Here is a 19587-nt window from a genome sequence, read left to right as displayed (position 1 = left end):
TCGCCGCCCAAGCCATGTCGACCACCATCGCCCCCCTGCTGCCGCTCGCCGGCGTCCTGCTCCTGAGCGTGGCCAGCCCCGGCCCGAACTTCGTGATCGTCACGTCGACCGCGGTCGCGCAGCGCCGCGCCGGCGTGATGACCGGGCTCGGCCTCGCGGCCGCATCGGGCACCTGGGCCGCGATCGCGGTTGCCGGCCTCGGCCTGCTCGTGACCCACGTCGCCTGGGTGCACAGCGCGCTGCGGCTGGCGGGTGCCACGTACCTGATCTGGCTCGGCCTGAAAATGGTGCTGACCGCGCGCCAGCCGCTCGCCGTTTCCGCGCCGGCCGCGTCCTCCGGTTGGCATGCCGCGAAGAAGGGTTACGTGGTCAGCATGACGAACTCGAAATCCGTCGCGTTCTACGGCAGTATCTTCGCGTTGATGGTGCCGGCCCATGCGCCGGCGTGGTTCGATCTCGCGGTCGTCGCGCTGTCGATTGGCATTTCGGGCGCGTGGTACTGCACGATGGCGCTGCTCGCGTCGCACCCGTCGGTGCGGCGGCTGCTGATCCGGCGCAAGGCCGTGCTCGATACGACGGCCGGGCTGCTGCTGATGGGGCTTGGCGGGCGGATGCTGGCAGGGCGCTGAGCGCCATTACGGCCCCGCATCGCCACGGAAAAGGGCCACTTGCGACACCCTGCGCGCGATGCGCCACACGTTGAAACGGAATCCGAAATGAAATCGCGCGCCGGGTCGAACGGCGCGCTTCGATGGAACGATGGATCGATGGCCGACGGGCGTGGCGCATCGTCGACGCATCACGCCCGTCACCGCATCAGCGTACCGGATCGACTGCCACGATCGGCGCGCCGCGCCCCTCGATGTCACGCCCCGCGAGCAAGCACAGATCCTCGCGATGATGCGCGGCAACCACCTGCACACCCACCGGCACGTCGTTCACGATCCCGGTCGTCACCGCGAGCCCCGGCAGCCCCATCGCCGGCAGCGCCCGCAGCGTGAGCTGCGCTTCCCATACGCGCTCGAACGCTTCCGGCCCTTGCCGATCGAGATCGTCGGGAAACGGAAGCTCAGACGACACCGGCAACAACAACACCGCATATTCGTCGAGAAACAGGCGCCATTGCCGCGTCAGCGTCGTACGCCGCACGAGCGCACGGCTGATCACGTCGGCCGGCAGATCGCGCACCTTGCCGCGCACGGCGGCGATCACCGCAGCCGCGCCCGGATCGCCGTCGCTCGCCACCGCGTTTGCCAGCGCATCGAATCCGTCGCCGAGCCAGAGTTGCTCCTGCAACAGCGCGGCCTCGCGCATCGGCGGCGTATCGTCGATTTCTTCGACCGCCCATCCCGCGTCGACGAGCCGTCGCGCGGCATCGCGCAACGCGGCCTCGACCTCGGGCACGACTTCCAGACCGCGCGGACGCACGCACAGCGCCGCGCGCTTCGGCACCGGGCGACCGTCGATCGGCACCGGCACGTGCCACGGGTCGCGCGGGTCCGGTGCGGCGAGCGCACGCAGCGCCAGCGCGAGATCGTCGATCGTGCGTGCGATCGGCCCCGTCGTCGACATCAGTTGCGCGCCGATCGCACGCTCCGGCGATGACGCATTGAATGCCGGCACACGCCCGAGCGACGGCCGGATGCCATGCACGCCACACGCATAGGCCGGATAACGCACCGAGCCGCCGATGTCGGTGCCGAGCGCGATCGGGCCGATCCCGGCGGCCACGGCAGCCGCCGCGCCGCCGCTCGAACCACCCGGCGTCAGCGAACGGTTGCGTGGATTGTACGTATGGCCGTGCACGAGGTTCGACGTGAACCAGCGCAGCGCGAACGTCGGCGAATTGGTGCGGCCGAGCAGCACGGCGCCGGCCTTTCTCAGGTTCGACACCGACGGGCTGTCGGCGCTCGCGATCAGGTTTTTCTGCAACCGCGTGCCGTTGGTCGTCGCGAACGCCGCGACGTCGACGTTGATCTTCACGGTCACGGGCACCCCGGCAAGCGGGCCCGGATCGTCGCCGCGGGCGATCGCGCGATCGACGTCGTCGGCCTGCCGCCGCACGTCGTCGGGGCGATGCTCGACCACCGCATTGATCGCCGGGTTCACCGCGTCGAGGCGGGCCAGTGCGGCATCCGCCACTTCCCGCGCGGACACTTCACGTTGCCGCACGCGTTTCGCAATTTCAGTCGCCGACAGTTGCCAGAGTTGCTGCGTCATGACTTCTCCTCGTGAAAGGACATCACAATCACCGACGGCGCCACGTCATCCGCCACGCGGCGCCGCATTCACTCACTGCGCATCCTGCTTCGCACGTTCCGCGGCCGCGATGATCGCGTCGGCCACGGCCTTGGGCTGGCTCAGCATCGCGACGTGGCTGCCGTTCACGCGCGTGACCGTCGCGCCGATCCGCTTCGCCATCGCCTCTTGCAGCTTCGGATCGATCATCCGGTCCTGCGTCGCGACAACGAACGACGACGGCTTTGCATGCCACGCGGCCTGCGCGACCTTCTCCGAGATGCAGCCACCGTACCACGGCCCTTGCGTCGCCGCGACGACGCGTTGCTGCGCGGGCGGAAGGTCCGGTGCGAAATCCTGCGCGATCGCCTTGCCCGACAGCGTCGCGAAACCGCCTCCGTCCTTGCGCAGCTCGCCGGCCCACGACGGCGCCGGCAACCCCTGCGTGACATCGGCGATCGACTGGCCGTTGTCCGGCGCGAATGCCGCGACGTAGACGAGCGACTTCACCTTGTCGTCATTGCCGGCGTCGCTGATCACGACGCCGGCCCACGAATGGCCGACCAGCACGACAGGGCCCTTCTGTTCGTCGATCGCGCGCTTCGTCGCGGCTGCGTCGTCGGCCAGCGAGCTCAGCGGGTTCTGCACCGACACGACGTGCAGGCCGCGCGCTTCGAGCAGCGGAATCACGCGGTTCCAGCTCGACCCGTCGGCGAATGCGCCGTGCACGAGCACGACGTTCGTGCCCTTCAGGTCTTCCTTCGGCGCGGCCTGCGCCGCGACCGCACCGAACAGCCCGCCGAGCACCGCCGCGGACACCAGAACCCGTTTCGTCAAACCGATCATCTTCATGCTCCTTTCCGTCGTGTCGTTCATCTGAAGTGTTTCCGATGCGGTCGCGCCCGCGCGCGGCAGGCGCGGCAATGCATCACGAATGCGCGTACAGATCGTCGGTGTCCGTCCGCGCGTTCCGTGCGGCGCGCTTGTCGGCCGCGGTGTAGCGGGTGGCAGGCACCGACACGGCAGCCACGTTGTCGTCCTGCGACTTCGACGGGCCGTTCTGGTCCGAGCGTGCAACCTGCTGCGCCGCGGCGGCGGCGCTCTCTGCGGCGGCGATATCGTCCGGGTAATGCGCTTCACTGCCGGCGGGGTTGTAGCCGGCCTTCTCGAGCCGGATGAGGTCGGCGCGCACGTCGGCACGCGTGAGGCCGTGGCCGGTATCGGCGAACGACAATGCGGGGATCGAAGCGAGCACGGCAACTGCGAGGATTCGAGCGGCTTTCATGAGATTTCTCCTTGGAGGAAGTTGGGGTATCGATCACTCGGCATCCGGTGCGAACGTCTCGCACCGAACGTTTGCTGCATGTCGACAGTAGAACCCGCTCACGTATCCGGCATGTTTCCGAAACAGGGGCGTTGTGCAATCCGATGTTTCCGCAGCGGTTCCCGATACAGTGCGATACAAACCCGGTAACCAACACACCGCTCGCCCGCCCCCACCATGAAAAAAGGCGTGCCACGCGGGGCACGCCTTTCCGTCAGACCGATCCGGTCAGGTCACATCATGGCGCAAGCCGCGTGAACACAAAATCGTGATTCTTCACGCGCGCCTGATGACACGCGAAGCAGGTCTGGTGCTGACCGATATCAGCCGGCACGCCGTTGATGAAGCGCCCGAAGCCCCAGCCGCCCGTCGACGCGTAACGGCGCGAATCCTTCACCATCACCTGCACGGTCGTCGCCTGGCCGGGCACCGTCGCCGGCGCGAACTCTTCGGACTGCTTGCGCTTGTACGCGAGCTTCACGAGGATCGTGCCGTCCGGAAACGGTAGCGTCGACCGCTCGAGCGCGCGGATCGCGACGGGATTGCCGAGGACCACGCGCAACTCGTCGAGCGGCGCCGCTTCCTCGGCCGGCGCGACCATTTCCCACTTGCGGTAGCCGGGCGGGATCGTCACGCCGTAGATCGGCGACGCCGCCGGCTTCGGCTGCTCCGCGAACGCGGCCGGACCGCTCGCCGACCACGCGCCCGCCAGCAGCGCGCCCGCGACGAGCGCACGGCGCGCGCCGCGGCGCAACGCACCCGTGTCTGCCCGCATCACAGGTGTTCCACTTGCAGGATCGCATCCGCGAATGCCTGCGGCGCTTCCTGCGGCAGGTTATGGCCGATGCCGCCGGTGATGGTCCGGTGCTGATACTTGCCCGTGAACTTCTTCGCATAAGCGGCAGGCTCCGGATGCGGCGCGCCGTTCGCGTCGCCCTCCATCGTGATCGTCGGCACGGTGATGGCCTGGCCGGTGGCGAGCCGCCGCTCGATGTCGTCGTATTGGGCTTCGCCCTTCGCAAGCCCGAGGCGCCAGCGATAGTTGTGGATCACGACGGCCACGTGGTCGGGGTTCTGGAACGATGCGGCGCTGCGCGCGTAGGTTTCGTCGGAGAACTGCCACTTCGGCGACGCGAGTTGCCAGATCAGCTTGTTGAACGCGTCGCGGTTCGCCGCGTAGCCGAGCGCACCGCGCTCGGTCGTGAAGTAGAACTGATACCACCACTGGAATTCCGCCTGCGGCGGCAGCGGCTTGCGGTTCGCCTCCTGGCTGCCGATCAGGTAGCCGCTCACCGACACCAGCGCCTTCACGCGCTGCGGCCAGAGTGCCGCGATGATGTCGGCCGTGCGCGCACCCCAGTCGTAGCCGCCGAACACCGCGCGATCGATCTTCAACGCATCCATCAGCGCGACGATGTCGACGGCCGTCACCGCCTGCTGGCCGTTGCGCACGGTGTCGGCCGAGCGGAACGTCGTCGACCCGTAGCCGCGCAGGTACGGCACGATCACGCGATAGCCGGCCGCCGTGAGCAGCGGCGCGACTTCCGCGTAGCTGTAGATGTCGTACGGCCAGCCGTGCAGCAGGAACACGACGGGGCCGTTCTTCGGTCCGAGATCCGCATACCCGACGTTCAGCACGCCCGCGTCGATCTGGTGGATCTTGCCGAGCGAGGCCGCGCCGGCCGCGCGCTTCGGCGCAGACGCATCGGGCGCCGACTGCGCGCGTGCGAGCGAGCCGAACCCGAGGTCGGCGAGGCTCAGGCTGGCGAGTGTCGTGCCCAGAATCAGGCGGCGGCGGGTATTCACGGTATCAGGCATGACGCGTTCTCCATTGTCGATCGCTAAGGAAGTGGCCCGTGGCGCGTGCGGGCGTTCAGGTATCGCCGTTCACGGCGGCGGCACGTGGCACCGCGCCGCCCTTGTGAATCGCTTCACCGGCTTTATAGCCGAACCATCCGGAGGCTTTGTATCCCAACGTATCTGTGTTCCGGTACGACATACAGCGATTCAAAAATCGCATGCGAAACGGCGCGTCCCGGGGCCGCGCGGCACACGCGACCCCGTGCGCCGGCGCTTCAGAACAGCTTGACGATCGCCGGCACGCTGAGCACCGCGACGTAATACCCCATGAACTGCACGCCCGTGTTGAATGCGAACAGGCGCGACAGCATCCCGCCGAACAGGCCGACCGTGACGATCACCGCGAGCCCCGGCAACTGCCCTTCCCATACGCCGATCACGACGATTAGCCCCGCGAATGTCGCGATGATCGCCTCGTGGCTCAGCTTGCGCGCGACGAACGCCGCCGCGCGGTGCGCGTGATGCATCGCGAGCGGATACGCGATCAGCGCGGCCAGCAGGATCGACAGCAGGCCGTAGCCGAGGAACTCCGGCCAGCTCATCAGCGTATGCAGGTTGTGAATTTGCCCGCTCGCCGCGTCGACCGTGAAGCGCGGCGGCGCATTGAACAGCGGCGCGGCCGGGCCTGCCGCCACCGGGCTCAGCGGCAACCCGAACGCGATCAGCGGAATCAGCGCCTCCGCGATGTAGGTCGCCTCGGTCACGCCGTTGCGCGCGGCGATCACGGTCGTCAGGCGCTGATACGCATGGCGCACGCGCGCGCCGACGATCTCGCCCATCAGCACCGTCATCGCGACCGGGCTGAACACGAAGGTCGCGCTCGAGACGACGGCCGTCCCGACCGTCCATCCGACCTGTTCGCGGTCGAGCACCTTCAGCGGATTCGGGAAGTAACCGCGCCAGCCCTTCACGTCCGGTGCGAGCACGAACGTCGACGGCCCGTCGCGGCGCATGCGCCGCCGCTCGGCCGGGGACAGGATCGAGAACAGGTCGGCGACCAATGGACCGATCGCGATCCCGAGGAAGTAGCTGACGCTCAGCTTCACGCCGTAACGACCGGTCAGCGCCTGCAGCCCGACCACCAGCATCACGAACGGCACGAGCAGCAGCACCGACGCCCAGCGCCCCGCCGAAAAATATGCGATCCCGACCGCTGCCGCGAGGAACACCCACGGTGCGGCCTTCGCGATCGCCGTGCCGAACGGTGCGAGCAGCGACGCGAACAGCACCGCGAGCGGCAGCGCGACGAACGCGGCGACGATCGCGCCGGAAATCATCTTGCGCAGCGCGATGTGCGGTACGCCGAGCGCGCGCAGCAGCGTCGCCTGCTGCAACAGCGGCGCGGCCATCGTGTCGCCGGGAATGCCGAGCAGCGCCGTCGGGATCGAATGCGTGATGTGCTTGGCCACCGCGCCCGCGAGAAAGAACGTGAACACGCCGGCGGGCGGCACGCCGAGCAGCGCGACGAGCAGCGTAAGCGGCGCGATCGTCGTCGTTTCGTCCGTGCCGGAGATCAGGCCGATGCCCGAGAACACGATCGCGCCGAGCAGCCCCATCGCCAGCGCGGACGGCAACGCATGCACGAATGCGTCCATCAGCGGCCTCCCGTGCGCGCCCGCGCGGACGACGCTTCGTAGGAAGCGAACAGGTCGAGCAGCCCGAGTTCTTCCATTTCGGCACGCGCACTCGGTGACAGGTCGCTTGCCGCGCCGAGGCCGCCCGATGCTTCGGCAAGTTGCCGGAGCGCTTCGTCGCGCTCGGGGCCGCCGGCCGCGTGCTCGATCACCGTGCGCTTCGGCTTGAACAGCAACGCGCACAGCACGCCGCCCAGCAGGCAGCCGCCGAGGCCGATCAGCATTGCATAAGCCCGCGCGATGGCCGCATCCCGCACGAACGACGCGAGTGCGAACCGGCCGGCCTCGAAGGCGCCGAGGCTGATCGCGACGCCGAGCAGGACCGACCATGCCAGGTGTTTCGTGGCGACCGTGTCGCCCCACACCTCGACGAGCGTGTCGGCCGACGCATCGACATGCGCGGACGGCCGTCCGCGAGGCGGCACCGCCGATACGGCGCTTGAACCGGTCTGTTCCATGTGTCTCCTCCTTGATTGATATGTCGCCGGCCGTACCGGCGCGTCATGCGGCATGCCGCACGAGGGCCGCGGATCAGCCGTCGCTGCGCCCTGCCAGCAACGCGACCGCGAAATCCGTGCGCACGTCGTTCGACGCGACCATCCGTTGCGCGATCCGGTCGATGTCCGCGCCGGTTGCGCCGGCCGCCACCGCGATGTTGCGCGCATGCAGCGCCATGTGGCCGCGCTGGATCCCTTCGGTCGCGAGCGCGCGCAGCGCCCCGAGATTCTGCGCAAGCCCGACCGCGACCGCAATCTCGCCGAGTTCCTGCGCCGACGTCACGTTCATGATCTTCAGCGCGAGACGCGCGAGCGGGTGCGTCTTCGTCGCGCCGCCGACGAGCCCGACCGGCATCGGCATCTCGATCGTGCCCACGAGGTCGCCGTTGTCGGCCTTCTCCCACGTCGTCAGCGACGTGTAGCGGCCGTTGCGGCTCGCATACGCGTGCGCGCCGGCTTCCACCGCGCGCCAGTCGTTGCCGGTCGCGACCACCACCGGATCGATGCCGTTCATGATCCCCTTGTTGTGTGTCGCGGCGCGGTACGGGTCGGTCGCCGCGAATACGTATGCATCGATCACCCGATCGATCACCGCTTCGCCCGAATAGTCGTCGGTCGCGAGCGTCTGCGCCGAGTACCGTACCTCTGCGCGCGCCAGGCGCAGATCGGCGAGGTTGGACAGTATCCGCAACCGTACCTGCCCGCCGGTGATCGCTTCGATGCGGGTCGCGACGGCTTCGGCCATCGTGTTGACCGTATTCGCGCCCATCGCGTCGCGCACGTCGACGATCAGGTGCGCGACCACCATCGCACCGCGCGGCGTGTCGGGAAACACGTGTACCTCGATGTCGCGACAACCGCCGCCGAGGCCGACGAGCACCTTGTCGCGACTGTTCGCCAGTTCGATCAGTTCGGCCGCGTGCCGCAGGATCGCGAGCCGCGCGCCGTACGGGTCGCCGACGCCGATCACCTGCACCTGCGCGCGCATCAGCGGGCCGCTGCTCGACGTGCGAAAGCCGCCGGCCGCGCGGGACAGCTTCGCCATATACGATGCGGCCGCCACGATCGACGGCTCCTCGACGGCCATCGGCACGATCACGTCGCGATCGTTGATCCGGAAGTACCCGGCCACGGCCATCGGCAGCTCGAACGTGCCGATCACGTTCTCGATCATCCCGTTCGCGGTATCGAGCGGCAGCGCGCCCGGCGAAGCGAACAGCGCGTGCTCGGCATCGCCGAGCCCGACGACGCGGGCGAGGTGGGACAAACGTTGTGCGGGCGTCAGCGCACGGAAATTCGGCAACGCGGAATCGATGGACATGATGTCGTTCTGTCTCGGGGTGGCGGTGTGGCCTGCCACGGTTGCGGCGGGCAGCGGATAGCCGAATAATAGTCACGCTGTACCCATTGAAAAGGTACAGACCGACCAGACAGCCGGACATCCGTACCCATGACAGTGAATCCGCCCGACGGAACATCGCGATGAAACAGCGTGCAAGAGCCAGCCTGTCTGGCGCCATGGCGGACAATCTCGCCAGACAGATCGAGGAAGGCGTGTTGCCGGCCGGCGCGAAACTGCCTTCCATCAGGGAATACGCCGAGGCGTCCGGGTGTTCGAAGAACACCGTGATCAGCGCGTTCGAGCTGCTCGCCGCCGATGGCCTGATCGAGCCGCGCCGCGGCTCCGGCTTCTTCGTCACGCGGCGTGCGACGGCCGCGCCCACCATCGACGAGCCGAACTCGCTCGACCGCGCGATGGACATCGTGTGGCTGATGCGCGAGCAGCTTCACGAGAAGCCCGACGTGCTCAATCTGGGCGAAGGCTTCCCGCCGATCGAATGGCTCGAGGAGACGCGGCTGAACCAGTACCAGCAGCGCATCATGCGTACCGGCTCCGCGTCGCTGTTCCGCTACGGCAGCCGCTTCGGGTATCTGCCGCTGCGCCAGTCGCTGCAGCAGAAGCTCGCCGGCTACGAAATCGAGGCACCGCCCGCGCAGATCGTACTCACGCACGGCGCGAACCAGGCGATGGATCTCGTGCTGCGCTACTTCGTGCGCCCCGGCGACACCGTGCTCGTCGACGACCCGGGCTACTACCCGCTGTTCGGCAAGCTCAAGCTGAGCGGCGCGAACGTCGTGGGCGTGCCGCGCGAGATCGACGGCCCCGATGTCGCGAAGCTGGCCGAGCATATCGCCGCCTACCGGCCGAAGCTGTTCTTCACGCAATCGGTCGGGCACAACCCGACCGCGACCGATACCAGTGCGGCCAAGGCGCACCGCATCCTGCAGCTCGCTGAGGCGCACGACCTGATCATCGTCGAGGACGACGCGCTGGCCGACCTTCGGCCACGCTCGCTCACGCGCATCTCGACACTCGATCAGTTGCGCCGCACGATCTATATCGGCAGTTTCTCGAAATCGGTGTCGGCAGCGCTGCGCGTGGGTTTCCTCGCGTGCAATGCGGCACTCGCGAGCGACCTCGCCGACGTGAAGATGCTGACCCATGTGAGCAGCTCCGAGTATTGCGAGCGCACGCTCGACGCAATCGTCAGCGACGGGCATTTTCTCCGGCATACGAATCATCTTCAGGAGAAGCTGCGACGTGCGACCGGCACCGCCCTCGACGCGCTCGACCGGCTCGGCGCACAGGTCTATCGGCCGAGCGAGCAGAACCTGTATCTGTGGGCCGCGATGCCCGGCTGGCCGGATTCGATGGCACTGGCGCAGGCGATGCTGGAGCGCGGCGTGATCCTCGCGCCGGGCGCGGTGTTCTCGCCGCAGGCCGATCAGCCGTCCGCGTATTGCCGGTTCAACGTCGCGTATCTGGCGGACAAGCGGTTTGCGCACGCGTTGAAGACGCTCACGTCGCAATGAACGCGGGCCGGCATCGCAACCGGCCCGCGTTTTCCCGTCAAACCCCGCTTACGCGCGACGCAACGGCCGGAACCCGGCACGCACTTCTCGGGCAAACAATTCCGGCTCCTCCCATGCCGCGAAATGCCCGCCCTTGTCGACTTCGTTGAAGTAGATCAGGTTGCGATAGCTGCGCTCGGCCCAGCTGCGCGGCGCCTGGTAGATCTCGCCGGGGAACACCGTGATCGCCGCCGGCAGCGAGATGTCCACCGCGTTGAAGTTGTTCGAGTGATCCTCCCAGTAGATCTGCGCGGCGGACGTCGCCGTGTCAGTCAGCCAGTACAACGAAATGTCGTCGAGAATCTCGTCGCGCGGGATCGAGCGTTCGGGCACGCCGCCGCTGTAGGTCCACTGCGAGATCTTGTCGTACATCCACGCGGCCTGACCCGACGGCGAATCGGCGAGCGCATAGCCGACCGTCTGCGGGCGCGTGACCATCATCGCCGAGTAGCCGCAGTTGTCGCGGTAGAACGTCGCGAGCTTCTCGTACGCGGCCTTCTCCTTCGGCGACAGCGATGCCGGTGCCGGCGCGTCGGTCTGGAGCAGCGTCGCGATATCCGGCGGCACCGTCGCCGGCATGTTCACGTGAATCCCGGCCAGACCCTGCACGCGCTGCATCGCCATCCGGTGCGAGATCACCGAGCCGCAGTCGCCGCCCTGCGACACGAAGCGCGTATAGCCGAGGCGCGCCATCAGCTCGCCCCATGCACGCGCGATGTGATCGGAGCCCCAGCCCGTCTTCGTCGGACGGCCCGAAAAACCGAAACCCGGCAGCGACGGCACGACGACGTGGAACGCATCGTCGGCACTCGCGCCGTGTGCGGTCGGATCCGTCAGCGGGCCGATCGCCTTCAGCAGCTCGAAGATCGAACCCGGCCAGCCGTGCGTCATGATCATCGGCATCGCGTTCGCGTGCCGCGAACGCACGTGGATGAAGTGAATGTCGAGCCCGTCGATTTCGGTGATGAACATCGGGAAACCGTTCAGGCGCGCCTCGCCCTTGCGCCAGTCGTAGTCGGTGCCCCAGTAACGGAGCAGCGCCTGCATGCGCGCGAGCCGCACGCCCTGCGATTCGTCGGCGACGGTCTCGCGGCCCGGCCAGCGCGTCGCTGCAATGCGGCGGCGCAGGTCGGCCAGCGCTTCATCGGGGATATGGGCGGTAAACGGACGTATGCCGTCGCCGCCGGTTGCCGCCTGCAGCGCGGTGGGCAGCATCGCGGATACGCCGGCGGCCACGGAAGTGGCCAGCAGGTGGCGACGCATCGGGGAAAACTGTGTGGAAGACATCGTTCGGCATCTCCTTTCGTGAAGTGGAAAGTGAACATGCCGCGCGGCGGGGCGCGCCTTCGCTTTCATTCGGGCGGGCGCCGGTTGCGCGGCGTTGCCCATTTGAAAGGTCTGACGTATCGGGGATGTGTCTGGTTTGTACGCGTTTGTAGCCGGGACGCGACCGCGCAGTCAGGGCGCGATCCAGCGGCCTTCGTAGCCGTCGCCGCTCACGTCGAACACCGCGCGACGATGGCCGTCGCGGGCGAGGTCGAGCCAGTCGATGCGCGTCACCGTGACGTGGAGCAGGCAGAAGTTCCGGTAGCCGTCGTCGGTGGTCGCCGTGCCCGTGCCCGGGTTTGCGGTGACGTGCGCTTCTTCCGGCGACTCGATCGGCGTGCCCGGGCGCAGCGGTGCACGATACAGCAGCAGCGTATGCGGACGGCTCGATTGCCAGACCGCGCGACGTTGTGCTTCGTCGTCGCAAATCGTCGCAACGCCTTCCGCGCGAATCTGCACGAGTGAATCGAGATCGTACGCGACGATCGCGATACGCGGATCGCGGCGCAGCTCCACGACCTTCTCCGAGCGCGCATCGGTATGGAACGACAGCCGATGATCGGCGCGGCTCACCTGCCGCAGCACGATCGTGCGCACCTTCGGCGCGCCGTCGAGGCCGAGCGTCGCGGCCTGCACCATGGTGAAAGGCGAGCGCTGTGCGCCGACGCCGGACTCGAGGCACGACCAGAGGCGGTCGTACGTTTCCGTGAGCGATTCGATATCGATGTCGGACATGATGATCTGGCGATCCTGCGTGGTTCGATCACGCCAGCTTAATCGTTTCGGCGGCGGGATTGCGTTGCAGGCCCCCCGCCATGCGGTTCAGTTGTAGCCGAGGACGACCGGTGCGGCGTCGCGCGTGTCGGTCGAATCCGCGCCGAAGCGGCCGAGCACGTCGGCGACGTACTGCGGACCCGCGCCGATCTGCGACGACTTGTGTTCGACGGGACGGATACCGGCCATGCGCGGCGCTTCGTCCATCCGTGCGGTGTCGTTGACGACGATGCTCATGTGTCTCTCCTCCTCACGCGGCCAGCGCCGCACCATACGCGCGCACGAGGCGCGCCACGCCTTCCCGGATCGCGTCGACGTCGGGCGCGGCGAACGACAGCCGCAGCGAAGCGGCGTCGACGTTGTCAGCGAAGAACGCCTTGCCCGGCACGAACACGACCTTGTTCGCGATCGCCTGTTGCAGCAGCACGTCCGACGACACCGCGCCGATCCGCGCCCACACGAACATCCCGCCTTCGGGACGATGGAACGTGATCGCATCGCCGAAGCCGTCGCGCAGCGCGTCGCACATCGCATCGCACTTGCGCTTGTAGGCCGCCGTGATGCGCGGCAGATGACGCTCGAGCGCGCCGGCGGCGAGATACTCGGCGGCGGTGGCTTGGGTCCACGGCGCGCTGCACAGGTCGACCGTCTGCTTCGCGATCACGCAGCGCCGTGCGATCTCGGCCGGCGCGATCGTCCAGCCCACGCGCAGCCCCGGCGCGACGATTTTCGACAGGCTTGCGAAGTGCACGATCCAGTCGCGTGCGCCTTCGACTTCGTTCGCGAGCGCGAGCATCGACGGCACCGGTTCTCCCGCGAAACGCAGGTCGCCGTAGGGATCGTCCTCGACGATCAGGAAACGGTATTGCACCGCGAGACGCAGCAGCTTCAGGCGGCGTTCGCGCGCAAGCGTCGCGCCGGTCGGATTCGCGAAGGTCGGCACCGTGTAGAGCAGTTTCGGCTGCACGATCGCGCCGGATGCGAGTTGCGACGCGAGGCGGTCGACGTCGAGGCCATCGCCGTCGACGGGGATCGTCACGATGCGCGCCTGCTGCAGGCGCATCGCCGACAGCGTCGCCGGATACGCCGGTTGTTCGGTCAACACGACGTCGCACGGGGCGACCATCACGCGCAGCAGCAGATCGAGGCCCTGTTGCGAGCCGGTCGTGACGAGCAGTTCGGCCGGCGTGCACGTCACGTTGCGGCGCGCCATCAACGCGATCAGTTGCTGCTTCAGTTCGGCAAGGCCGTCGGTCGGGCCGTATTGCAGGCAGCGGACCGGCTGCGCGTACGCGCGTTCGGCAGCCGTGTTCAGGCCGTCGACGTCGAACAGGTCGCTGGCCGGGTAGCCGCCGGCGAACGAAATCATCCCCGGCTCGGAGAGGTACTTGAACAGCTCGCGGATCGGCGAACCGGCGGGATTCTGGAATGAGGGCGTGAACGCGTACATGTCGTCGTAATCTGGGTGGCGGCGACGGCCGGGATAGCCGACAGGGGCCGCCCGCCAAGGCGCGCTTCTGGCGCAACGGCGGGAATTCGAGCCACGATTGTCGATAGTCATTAACGCCGCGGCAAACGATATCTATGCACTAGGTCTTGCGGTTTGGTCATCAATTGGCGGGGATGGCAGCGGGCGTTAGCGCGCCGGTAACCGGGACACAAGCGCTTTATCGCACGCGTGTGTCCAGCCGCCGATGGATCTCCTTGCGCGGCACTGATCGCCCCGCTGGCGTCAGGTCGATCGCGCCCGTATGCCCGAACGACGGCGTCACCGCTTGCCCGAGCATCGACGTGTTTCCGGAAAGGTGAGCCGCTGCCTCGGCGGCCTGGAATCGCGCACTATTCATTCGGAGGCGATACGCCCTTGCGGACATAACACGCAATCGCCTCCAGCACGCCGAGGTCCAGGTCTTGCACGCGCTCGGCGCCGAAATGGGACAGCCACTTGCGCCAAAGTGCCGTCTCGGTTGCCGTATACGCGGTCGCGGCAAGGGGATTCATGCCTTCCAGGGCTGAACGCTGGTCCATATCTTCTCCTTGATGGGCGCGAGCCGGGGCGGTTGCCTGCGCCCCGGCATCAGGACGCCGTTAGACGGATTCCAGGGCGAGGGCGATGCCTTGGCCGCCGCCGATGCACAACGTCACCATGCCGCGTTTCACACCATCGCGGCGCATCGAATGCGCAAGGCGGGTCGTCAAGACGGCACCGGTTGCGCCGATGGCGTGACCGTGCGCAATCGCCCCGCCTTCGACATTCACCCGTTCCTCGTCGATGCCGAGCTCCCGGACGACCGCGATCGGCACGGCGGCAAACGCCTCATTGATCTCGAAACGCTCCACGTCGTTCAACGACCATCCGGCACGCGCGAGCGCCATCCTGACTGCCGGCACGGGCCCCAGTCCGAACATGCCTGGCTCGACCGCACCCACGCCATACGACACGAGCGTCGCGATCGGCTCGATACCGCGCGCCTCGGCATACTCCCGCTCCGCCACGATCATCGCCGCCGCACCGCTGTTCAATCCGGGTGCGTTGCCCGCGGTGATGGTGCCGTCGGAGCGAAACGCGGGCTTCAATCCGGCGAGCGACTCGACCGTCGTGTCCGGCCGCGCCTGCTCGTCGCGCGCGAATTTGACGGTCTGTTTCCGCCCCTCGATTTCGACCGCGACAAGCTCCGGGTCGAACGCCCCGCGTCCTTGAGCCTGCGCGAAGCGCTGCTGCGAACGCGCCGCCCACCGGTCCTGCTGCGCGCGCGTGATCCCCATTGCTGCAACGAGATCCTCCGTGTGCCATCCGGAATGCCGGTTGGAAAACGCGTCGACGAGGCCGTCCCCGAGCATGCTGTCGACGATCCCTGCATTTCCCATGCGATGGCCCCATCGCCCGCTTTCCAGCAGATACGGGGCGCGGTCCATGTTTTCCATTCCGCCCGCTACCGCGACCGGGCCGAATCCAAGCCAGATTTCCTGGGCTGCATTCACGATGGCCTGGGCACCCGAGCCACACACGCGGTTCACAGTAAGCGCAGGCACGGCCACCGGAACGCCACCCCCGATGGCTGCCTGACGCGCGGGATTCATCTTGTTTCCTGCCTGGACGACGTTGCCCATCACGACCGCGGCCAATTCCGCCGGATCGACGTTGCTGCGACGTACCGCTTCGCGGACCACGACTGCGCCGAGCGCGGTCGCGGCAACGTCCTTCAACGCGCCGCCGAACGCGCCGATGGGCGTTCTGACGGGACTGCAGATCACTACCTGTCGTGCAACCATTTCCACACTCCATTCAAAGGTCGGTTCCGGCTGAACGGATAGCACCGCCGCCGCACGAGTCGCCTGCCGGGAAGGGGTAGCGCAGCGCCTGCCCGGCACACGCGTAAAACCTGCTGTTGCGCTGCCGGGCGCGAGGAAAGGCGACGCGCGCCCCTCCATCACGTCAGATCGATACCATTTCGAAATCTTCCTTGCCGACACCGCACTCCGGACATTTCCACTTGGCTGGAATGTCTTCCCAGCGCGTTCCCGGCGCGATGCCGTCGTCCGGCGCCCCCCGTTCTTCCGAATAAATCCAGCCGCACACCAGACACATCAACGTCCGCATCTCCACCGCTGTCGTGCTCATCTCGCCAACTCTCCAAAATTCGACATCTGTCGCGTCACAAATTCGCGCACCTGCTCGCGCACCCTCGCGTCGGAGAGGATTCGCCCATGCCCCGCGCCCGGGGCCGGCCACAGCGTCGCCTCCTGAAGACCGGCCACGACCCGCTGCGCCTCGCAGTACGGCACCACCGAATCGGCCGGATCGTGCACGACCAGCACCGGAACATCGAGCGACGTGCCGCGCGCGAGAATGTCCCAATGGCTGACCGGTACGCCGTTGCGGCGATGCAGCTCCGCAAAAATGCGCTCGACCACCGGGCGCGGGAGCGCCATGTCGCGGCTCGCCCAGCGCTCCAGCACCTCGGTCAGCCCGCTCGTCGGAGCAATCAGCACGATGCAGCGCAACGATGCGCGGCGCGAGCGTTCCGCCAGTGCGGAAACCGCCGCGATCGACCCGAGCGAATGCGCGATCACCACGTGCGCGCCTTCGATCGCGTCGAGCACCGCGCCCGTCGCGCGGGTGAACTGCGTCATCGTCGTATGCTTGCCCGGCGAACGACCGTGAGCAGGCGCGTCGAATGACGCCACCGAGAAGCCCAGGTTCTGCATCGGCTTCACGAAGCTCAGCATGCTGCTACTGTCGGTGCCCCAGCCGTGCACGAGCAGCACGCGCGACGCCCCACCCTCCCAGCAATAAGCCCGGTCGATATCCGCATTGCCCTCGATCGGCGTCTCCGTGGCGCCGAGCGGCACCCGATCGCTGACAGGCAGCCCGTAGCCGCGCGTGAAGCCGAACGCGTCGGCCGCCCGCCTCCCGGCAATGCGCGGCGCGAGGGCATTCAGCATCCGGAACGCACGGCGGCTCAGTTGCACGCGCAACGATGGCGCATTCGCCTTGCGCCGTGCGATCGGCGAGGCTTCCGTATGGTTCGCGGACACCATCACCGGCCCTCCGCCGCCGTACGCGCGCCGACGGGCACGGCTTCCCGGGACAGGCTCCGGTAGTAGCCCGACTCGGTGTCGTAGAAATGGCAATGACGAATCACGTGCCAAAGATCGCCGAACGTGAAATCCTTTTCGCGGATCATTCCCGGGAACGCCTCCTTGAGCGCCGCCTGGGCCTTCGGCAAGTTGTAGAACGGCACGATCGGCGCGACGTGGTGCGCCGTATGCACCGAAATGTTGTGAGTCATGAAATGCAGCCACTTCGGATACCGGTAGTCGGTCGTCACGAGCAGGCGACTGGCGTTCGGCGTCCAGTGCTGCGACGGCAGGAACGGGATGTCGTCCGACGTGTGGTGCATCAGCGTCGTGGCGCTGAACCAGGCGTGAATCATGAGCCACGGCACGACGAAGTACAGGAACAGGCCCGTGATGCCCGTGAAGTAGATCAGCGCCGGGAAGTAGAGCGCCGACGCGATCAGCACGAACGCAATCGAGCGTTTCACGTCGCGCCGCATCTCGCGCTTCGGATAGAAGCCCGGACGGAATCCCGATTCCCTCCAGTAGCTGACCGTACCTGCCCAGAACAGCCACTTGCGGGTACCGGCGTACTCGAGACGCTTCAGGAACGACATGCGATCGTAAAGCGGCGCGGGAATGGGCCGCCAGTCCGTGTCGAGTTCGAGGTTGTTGGTGTTCGCGTGATGCAGGTTGTGCGTATGGCGCCACGCGTGGAACGGATACAACAGCGGCAGAAGCGACAAATGACCGATCGCCAGGTTGAACCATCGAGAGCGGGAGAACGAGTTGTGCCCGCAATCGTGCGCGATGCAGTGCAACCCCCAGCCGCCCAGCCCCGCGAGCAGCCACAGCGGAACATAGAACAGCCAGTGCGGTGCGTACGCGATGCCGACTATCGCGCCGATGTACGCGGCATAGCTCACCACGAAACCGAGAACGCCGCGCCACGCACGCGGTTCGTACAACGACTTTGGAATCGCGTCGGTCAGCCGCACGCCCTCGAGCGCCTTCGATTTCTGCAGGAATTCGTCGAAACGCGCGGGCGGCGCGCTCGGGACGGTGTATTTTTTCGTCATGTCGATCTCCCGCTTACGCAGCCTGCAAGCCGAGCTCGGTCGACAGGTGGCGCGCCAGTTCGTCGATGCTGTTGTGTTCGAACAGCAGCGCCGGAGACAGCCGCTGCTCGACGACCTTCTCCAGATCGCCCGACACCTGCACCGCGACGATCGAATCGAGGCCATATTCGTCGAAGCGCTTCGCGGGGTCGATGGCAGCCCGGTCCACCTTCAACTGCCTGGCGAGCCGGTCGATCAGCCAGCTACGGATCGACGCTTCGGTGAGGGGGCCGATATCGGCGGCCATCGCCTTCTTGCGGCCGAACAGACCACCCAGAATTCCAGCTTGAGACATGATGAATAATCCTTCTATACGAGGGAAATGAACGAAATCACGACGGCAACTTTCTTCAATACGGCTGCTTGGCGAGCTTCCGGATTGCGGCCGGCCCGGGTTGGCGCAGGTCCCACACGACGCCCAGCTTGCCGAGTGTCCACAGCACCCACGCGCTGAGATCCGGCTCGTACCACTTCACCGAGTGGCGATATGAAGCCGGGAACGCGTGGTGGTTGTTCTGCAGGCCTTCGCCGAACGTGAGCACGGCGACCGTCCAGTTGTTTGCGCTGTTGTCGTCTGTCCTGAACGGCCGTCCACCGAACATGTGGCACACCGAACCCACGCACCAGGCGGCCTGGTTGGCCAGGAAAATCCGCGCGAAACCGCCGAACAACAGACCGTTCCACGCGCCGTGCCAGGAGCCGGCAATGGCGCCACCGATCCCGGCTGGCAGCACGAGACCGAGCACGATCCACCAGACATAGGTACGGTGATAGAAAAACAGACGGCGATCGCGCAACACGTCGGGGGCGAAGAACGTCCAGCCCGATACGTCCGCGGCCAGCATCCACGGCATGTGCGCATACCAGAGGCCGCGCAGCTTGGCGAACAGGCCCTCTCCGACCAGGTTCGGTGAATGCGGATCGCCTTGCTGGTCGCTGTACAGATGATGACGGCGATGCGTCGTCACCCAGAACATGATCGGTCCTTGGGCGGCCATCGACCCGCAGATCAGCAGCAGTCCCTCGAACCATTTCGAGGTCCGGAACGTCTTGTGCGCGAGATACCGATGGAAGCCCATCGTGATCCCGCCCATGTGCAGAAAATAGAACGCCCCGAACAGCACCAGATCGGTGACGGTGAAGTCTCCCAGCACGAGTTGGCGTGCCGCCAGCGCAAAGCCGGCGAGCGGCACCAGCATCACGGCCAGGGCGGTATAGCGCTTGACGCGCGCACCACTGCCCTTTAGCGGCGAAACACCGGGGATCTCACCGTCGGCGGCCGACAGCCCGCCGGCGGCAGTCACGCCGGGTGCAACCTGAATCGACGAATTCATAGGATTCTC

At 67.0% G+C, this 19587-nt stretch carries 21 protein-coding genes; 2 read left to right on the top strand and 19 right to left on the bottom strand.

The genetic code is table 11. The features are described from left to right. Positions 1-14: 14 nt before the first annotated feature. On the top strand, positions 15-629 hold the full coding sequence (locus DIE11_RS00400; RefSeq protein ID WP_124620730.1) for a LysE family translocator: 615 nt from the start codon (positions 15-17) through the stop codon (positions 627-629). A gap of 187 nt (positions 630-816) precedes the next feature. Here DIE11_RS00400 and DIE11_RS00395 read toward each other — a convergent pair whose 3' ends face one another. The 8 genes from DIE11_RS00395 to DIE11_RS00355 form a co-directional block, all read right to left on the bottom strand. Then, a complete protein-coding gene (locus DIE11_RS00395; RefSeq protein ID WP_124620728.1) occupies positions 817-2220 on the bottom strand; it encodes an amidase family protein in 1404 nt (467 codons plus the stop codon). Between the two features lie 72 nt (positions 2221-2292). Beyond that, positions 2293-3084 carry an alpha/beta fold hydrolase gene (locus tag DIE11_RS00390; protein WP_124621224.1) on the bottom strand — a complete coding sequence of 264 codons (792 nt, stop codon included), beginning with the start codon at positions 3082-3084 and terminating at the stop codon, positions 2293-2295. An 82-nt stretch (positions 3085-3166) separates the two neighbouring features. Next, a complete protein-coding gene (locus tag DIE11_RS00385; RefSeq protein ID WP_124620726.1) occupies positions 3167-3523 on the bottom strand; it encodes a DUF4148 domain-containing protein in 357 nt (118 codons plus the stop codon). A gap of 277 nt (positions 3524-3800) precedes the next feature. After that, positions 3801-4337, bottom strand: a complete 537-nt coding sequence (locus DIE11_RS00380; protein WP_124620724.1) for a cytochrome P460 family protein — start codon at positions 4335-4337, stop codon at positions 3801-3803. After that, on the bottom strand, positions 4337-5380 hold the full coding sequence (locus tag DIE11_RS00375; protein WP_124620722.1) for an alpha/beta fold hydrolase: 1044 nt from the start codon (positions 5378-5380) through the stop codon (positions 4337-4339). The genes DIE11_RS00380 and DIE11_RS00375 overlap by 1 nt, the downstream gene beginning before the upstream one ends. A gap of 257 nt (positions 5381-5637) precedes the next feature. Continuing rightward, positions 5638-7017 carry a tripartite tricarboxylate transporter permease gene (locus tag DIE11_RS00365; RefSeq protein ID WP_124620720.1) on the bottom strand — a complete coding sequence of 460 codons (1380 nt, stop codon included), beginning with the start codon at positions 7015-7017 and terminating at the stop codon, positions 5638-5640. Further along, entirely contained in the window at positions 7017-7514 is a 498-nt protein-coding gene (locus tag DIE11_RS00360; RefSeq protein ID WP_124620718.1) for a hypothetical protein, read from the bottom strand. The genes DIE11_RS00365 and DIE11_RS00360 overlap by 1 nt, the downstream gene beginning before the upstream one ends. A 73-nt stretch (positions 7515-7587) precedes the next feature. Continuing rightward, positions 7588-8874, bottom strand: a complete 1287-nt coding sequence (locus DIE11_RS00355; RefSeq protein ID WP_124620716.1) for a hydroxymethylglutaryl-CoA reductase, degradative — start codon at positions 8872-8874, stop codon at positions 7588-7590. Positions 8875-9035: 161 nt separating this feature from the next. Between DIE11_RS00355 and DIE11_RS00350 the strand changes: the two genes are divergently transcribed. Beyond that, positions 9036-10427 carry a PLP-dependent aminotransferase family protein gene (locus DIE11_RS00350; RefSeq protein WP_124620714.1) on the top strand — a complete coding sequence of 464 codons (1392 nt, stop codon included), beginning with the start codon at positions 9036-9038 and terminating at the stop codon, positions 10425-10427. 48 nt (positions 10428-10475) lie between these two features. Here the strand turns inward: DIE11_RS00350 and DIE11_RS00345 are convergent, their stop codons facing one another. The 11 genes from DIE11_RS00345 to DIE11_RS00295 all read right to left on the bottom strand — a co-directional run bounded on the left by DIE11_RS00345 (position 10476) and on the right by DIE11_RS00295 (position 19578). Beyond that, entirely contained in the window at positions 10476-11753 is a 1278-nt protein-coding gene (locus tag DIE11_RS00345; protein ID WP_124620712.1) for an epoxide hydrolase family protein, read from the bottom strand. A gap of 171 nt (positions 11754-11924) precedes the next feature. Further along, the gene (locus tag DIE11_RS00340; RefSeq protein ID WP_124620710.1) at positions 11925-12527 is read right to left on the bottom strand and encodes a pyridoxamine 5'-phosphate oxidase family protein; all 603 of its coding nucleotides are present in this window, start codon (positions 12525-12527) and stop codon (positions 11925-11927) included. Between the two features lie 87 nt (positions 12528-12614). Further along, positions 12615-12803: a hypothetical protein gene (locus DIE11_RS00335; protein WP_124620708.1), complete on the bottom strand. Its 189-nt coding sequence runs from the start codon at positions 12801-12803 to the stop codon at positions 12615-12617. A 13-nt stretch (positions 12804-12816) separates the two neighbouring features. After that, positions 12817-14016: a PLP-dependent aminotransferase family protein gene (locus tag DIE11_RS00330; protein ID WP_124620706.1), complete on the bottom strand. Its 1200-nt coding sequence runs from the start codon at positions 14014-14016 to the stop codon at positions 12817-12819. A 389-nt stretch (positions 14017-14405) separates the two neighbouring features. Further along, a complete protein-coding gene (locus DIE11_RS00325; protein WP_124620704.1) occupies positions 14406-14594 on the bottom strand; it encodes a hypothetical protein in 189 nt (62 codons plus the stop codon). Positions 14595-14654: 60 nt separating this feature from the next. Beyond that, positions 14655-15839 (bottom strand): thiolase family protein, encoded by a 1185-nt coding sequence (locus DIE11_RS00320; protein WP_124620702.1) that lies wholly within the window; start codon positions 15837-15839, stop codon positions 14655-14657. A gap of 163 nt (positions 15840-16002) precedes the next feature. Then, the gene (locus DIE11_RS00315) at positions 16003-16188 is read right to left on the bottom strand and encodes a rubredoxin (protein ID WP_059532220.1); all 186 of its coding nucleotides are present in this window, start codon (positions 16186-16188) and stop codon (positions 16003-16005) included. Then, the gene (locus DIE11_RS00310; protein WP_124620700.1) at positions 16185-17108 is read right to left on the bottom strand and encodes an alpha/beta hydrolase; all 924 of its coding nucleotides are present in this window, start codon (positions 17106-17108) and stop codon (positions 16185-16187) included. The genes DIE11_RS00315 and DIE11_RS00310 overlap by 4 nt, the downstream gene beginning before the upstream one ends. Continuing rightward, a complete protein-coding gene (locus tag DIE11_RS00305; protein ID WP_124620698.1) occupies positions 17108-18205 on the bottom strand; it encodes a fatty acid desaturase in 1098 nt (365 codons plus the stop codon). The genes DIE11_RS00310 and DIE11_RS00305 overlap by 1 nt, the downstream gene beginning before the upstream one ends. A gap of 13 nt (positions 18206-18218) precedes the next feature. Beyond that, entirely contained in the window at positions 18219-18539 is a 321-nt protein-coding gene (locus DIE11_RS00300; RefSeq protein ID WP_059601105.1) for an acyl carrier protein, read from the bottom strand. Between the two features lie 55 nt (positions 18540-18594). Then, positions 18595-19578 carry an acyl-CoA desaturase gene (locus tag DIE11_RS00295; RefSeq protein ID WP_124620697.1) on the bottom strand — a complete coding sequence of 328 codons (984 nt, stop codon included), beginning with the start codon at positions 19576-19578 and terminating at the stop codon, positions 18595-18597. Positions 19579-19587 lie beyond the last annotated feature (9 nt).

The organism is Burkholderia sp. Bp9012 (genome assembly GCF_003853825.1).
Classification (GTDB): domain Bacteria; phylum Pseudomonadota; class Gammaproteobacteria; order Burkholderiales; family Burkholderiaceae; genus Burkholderia; species Burkholderia diffusa.
This window is presented reverse-complemented; position numbering and strand designations above follow the sequence as displayed.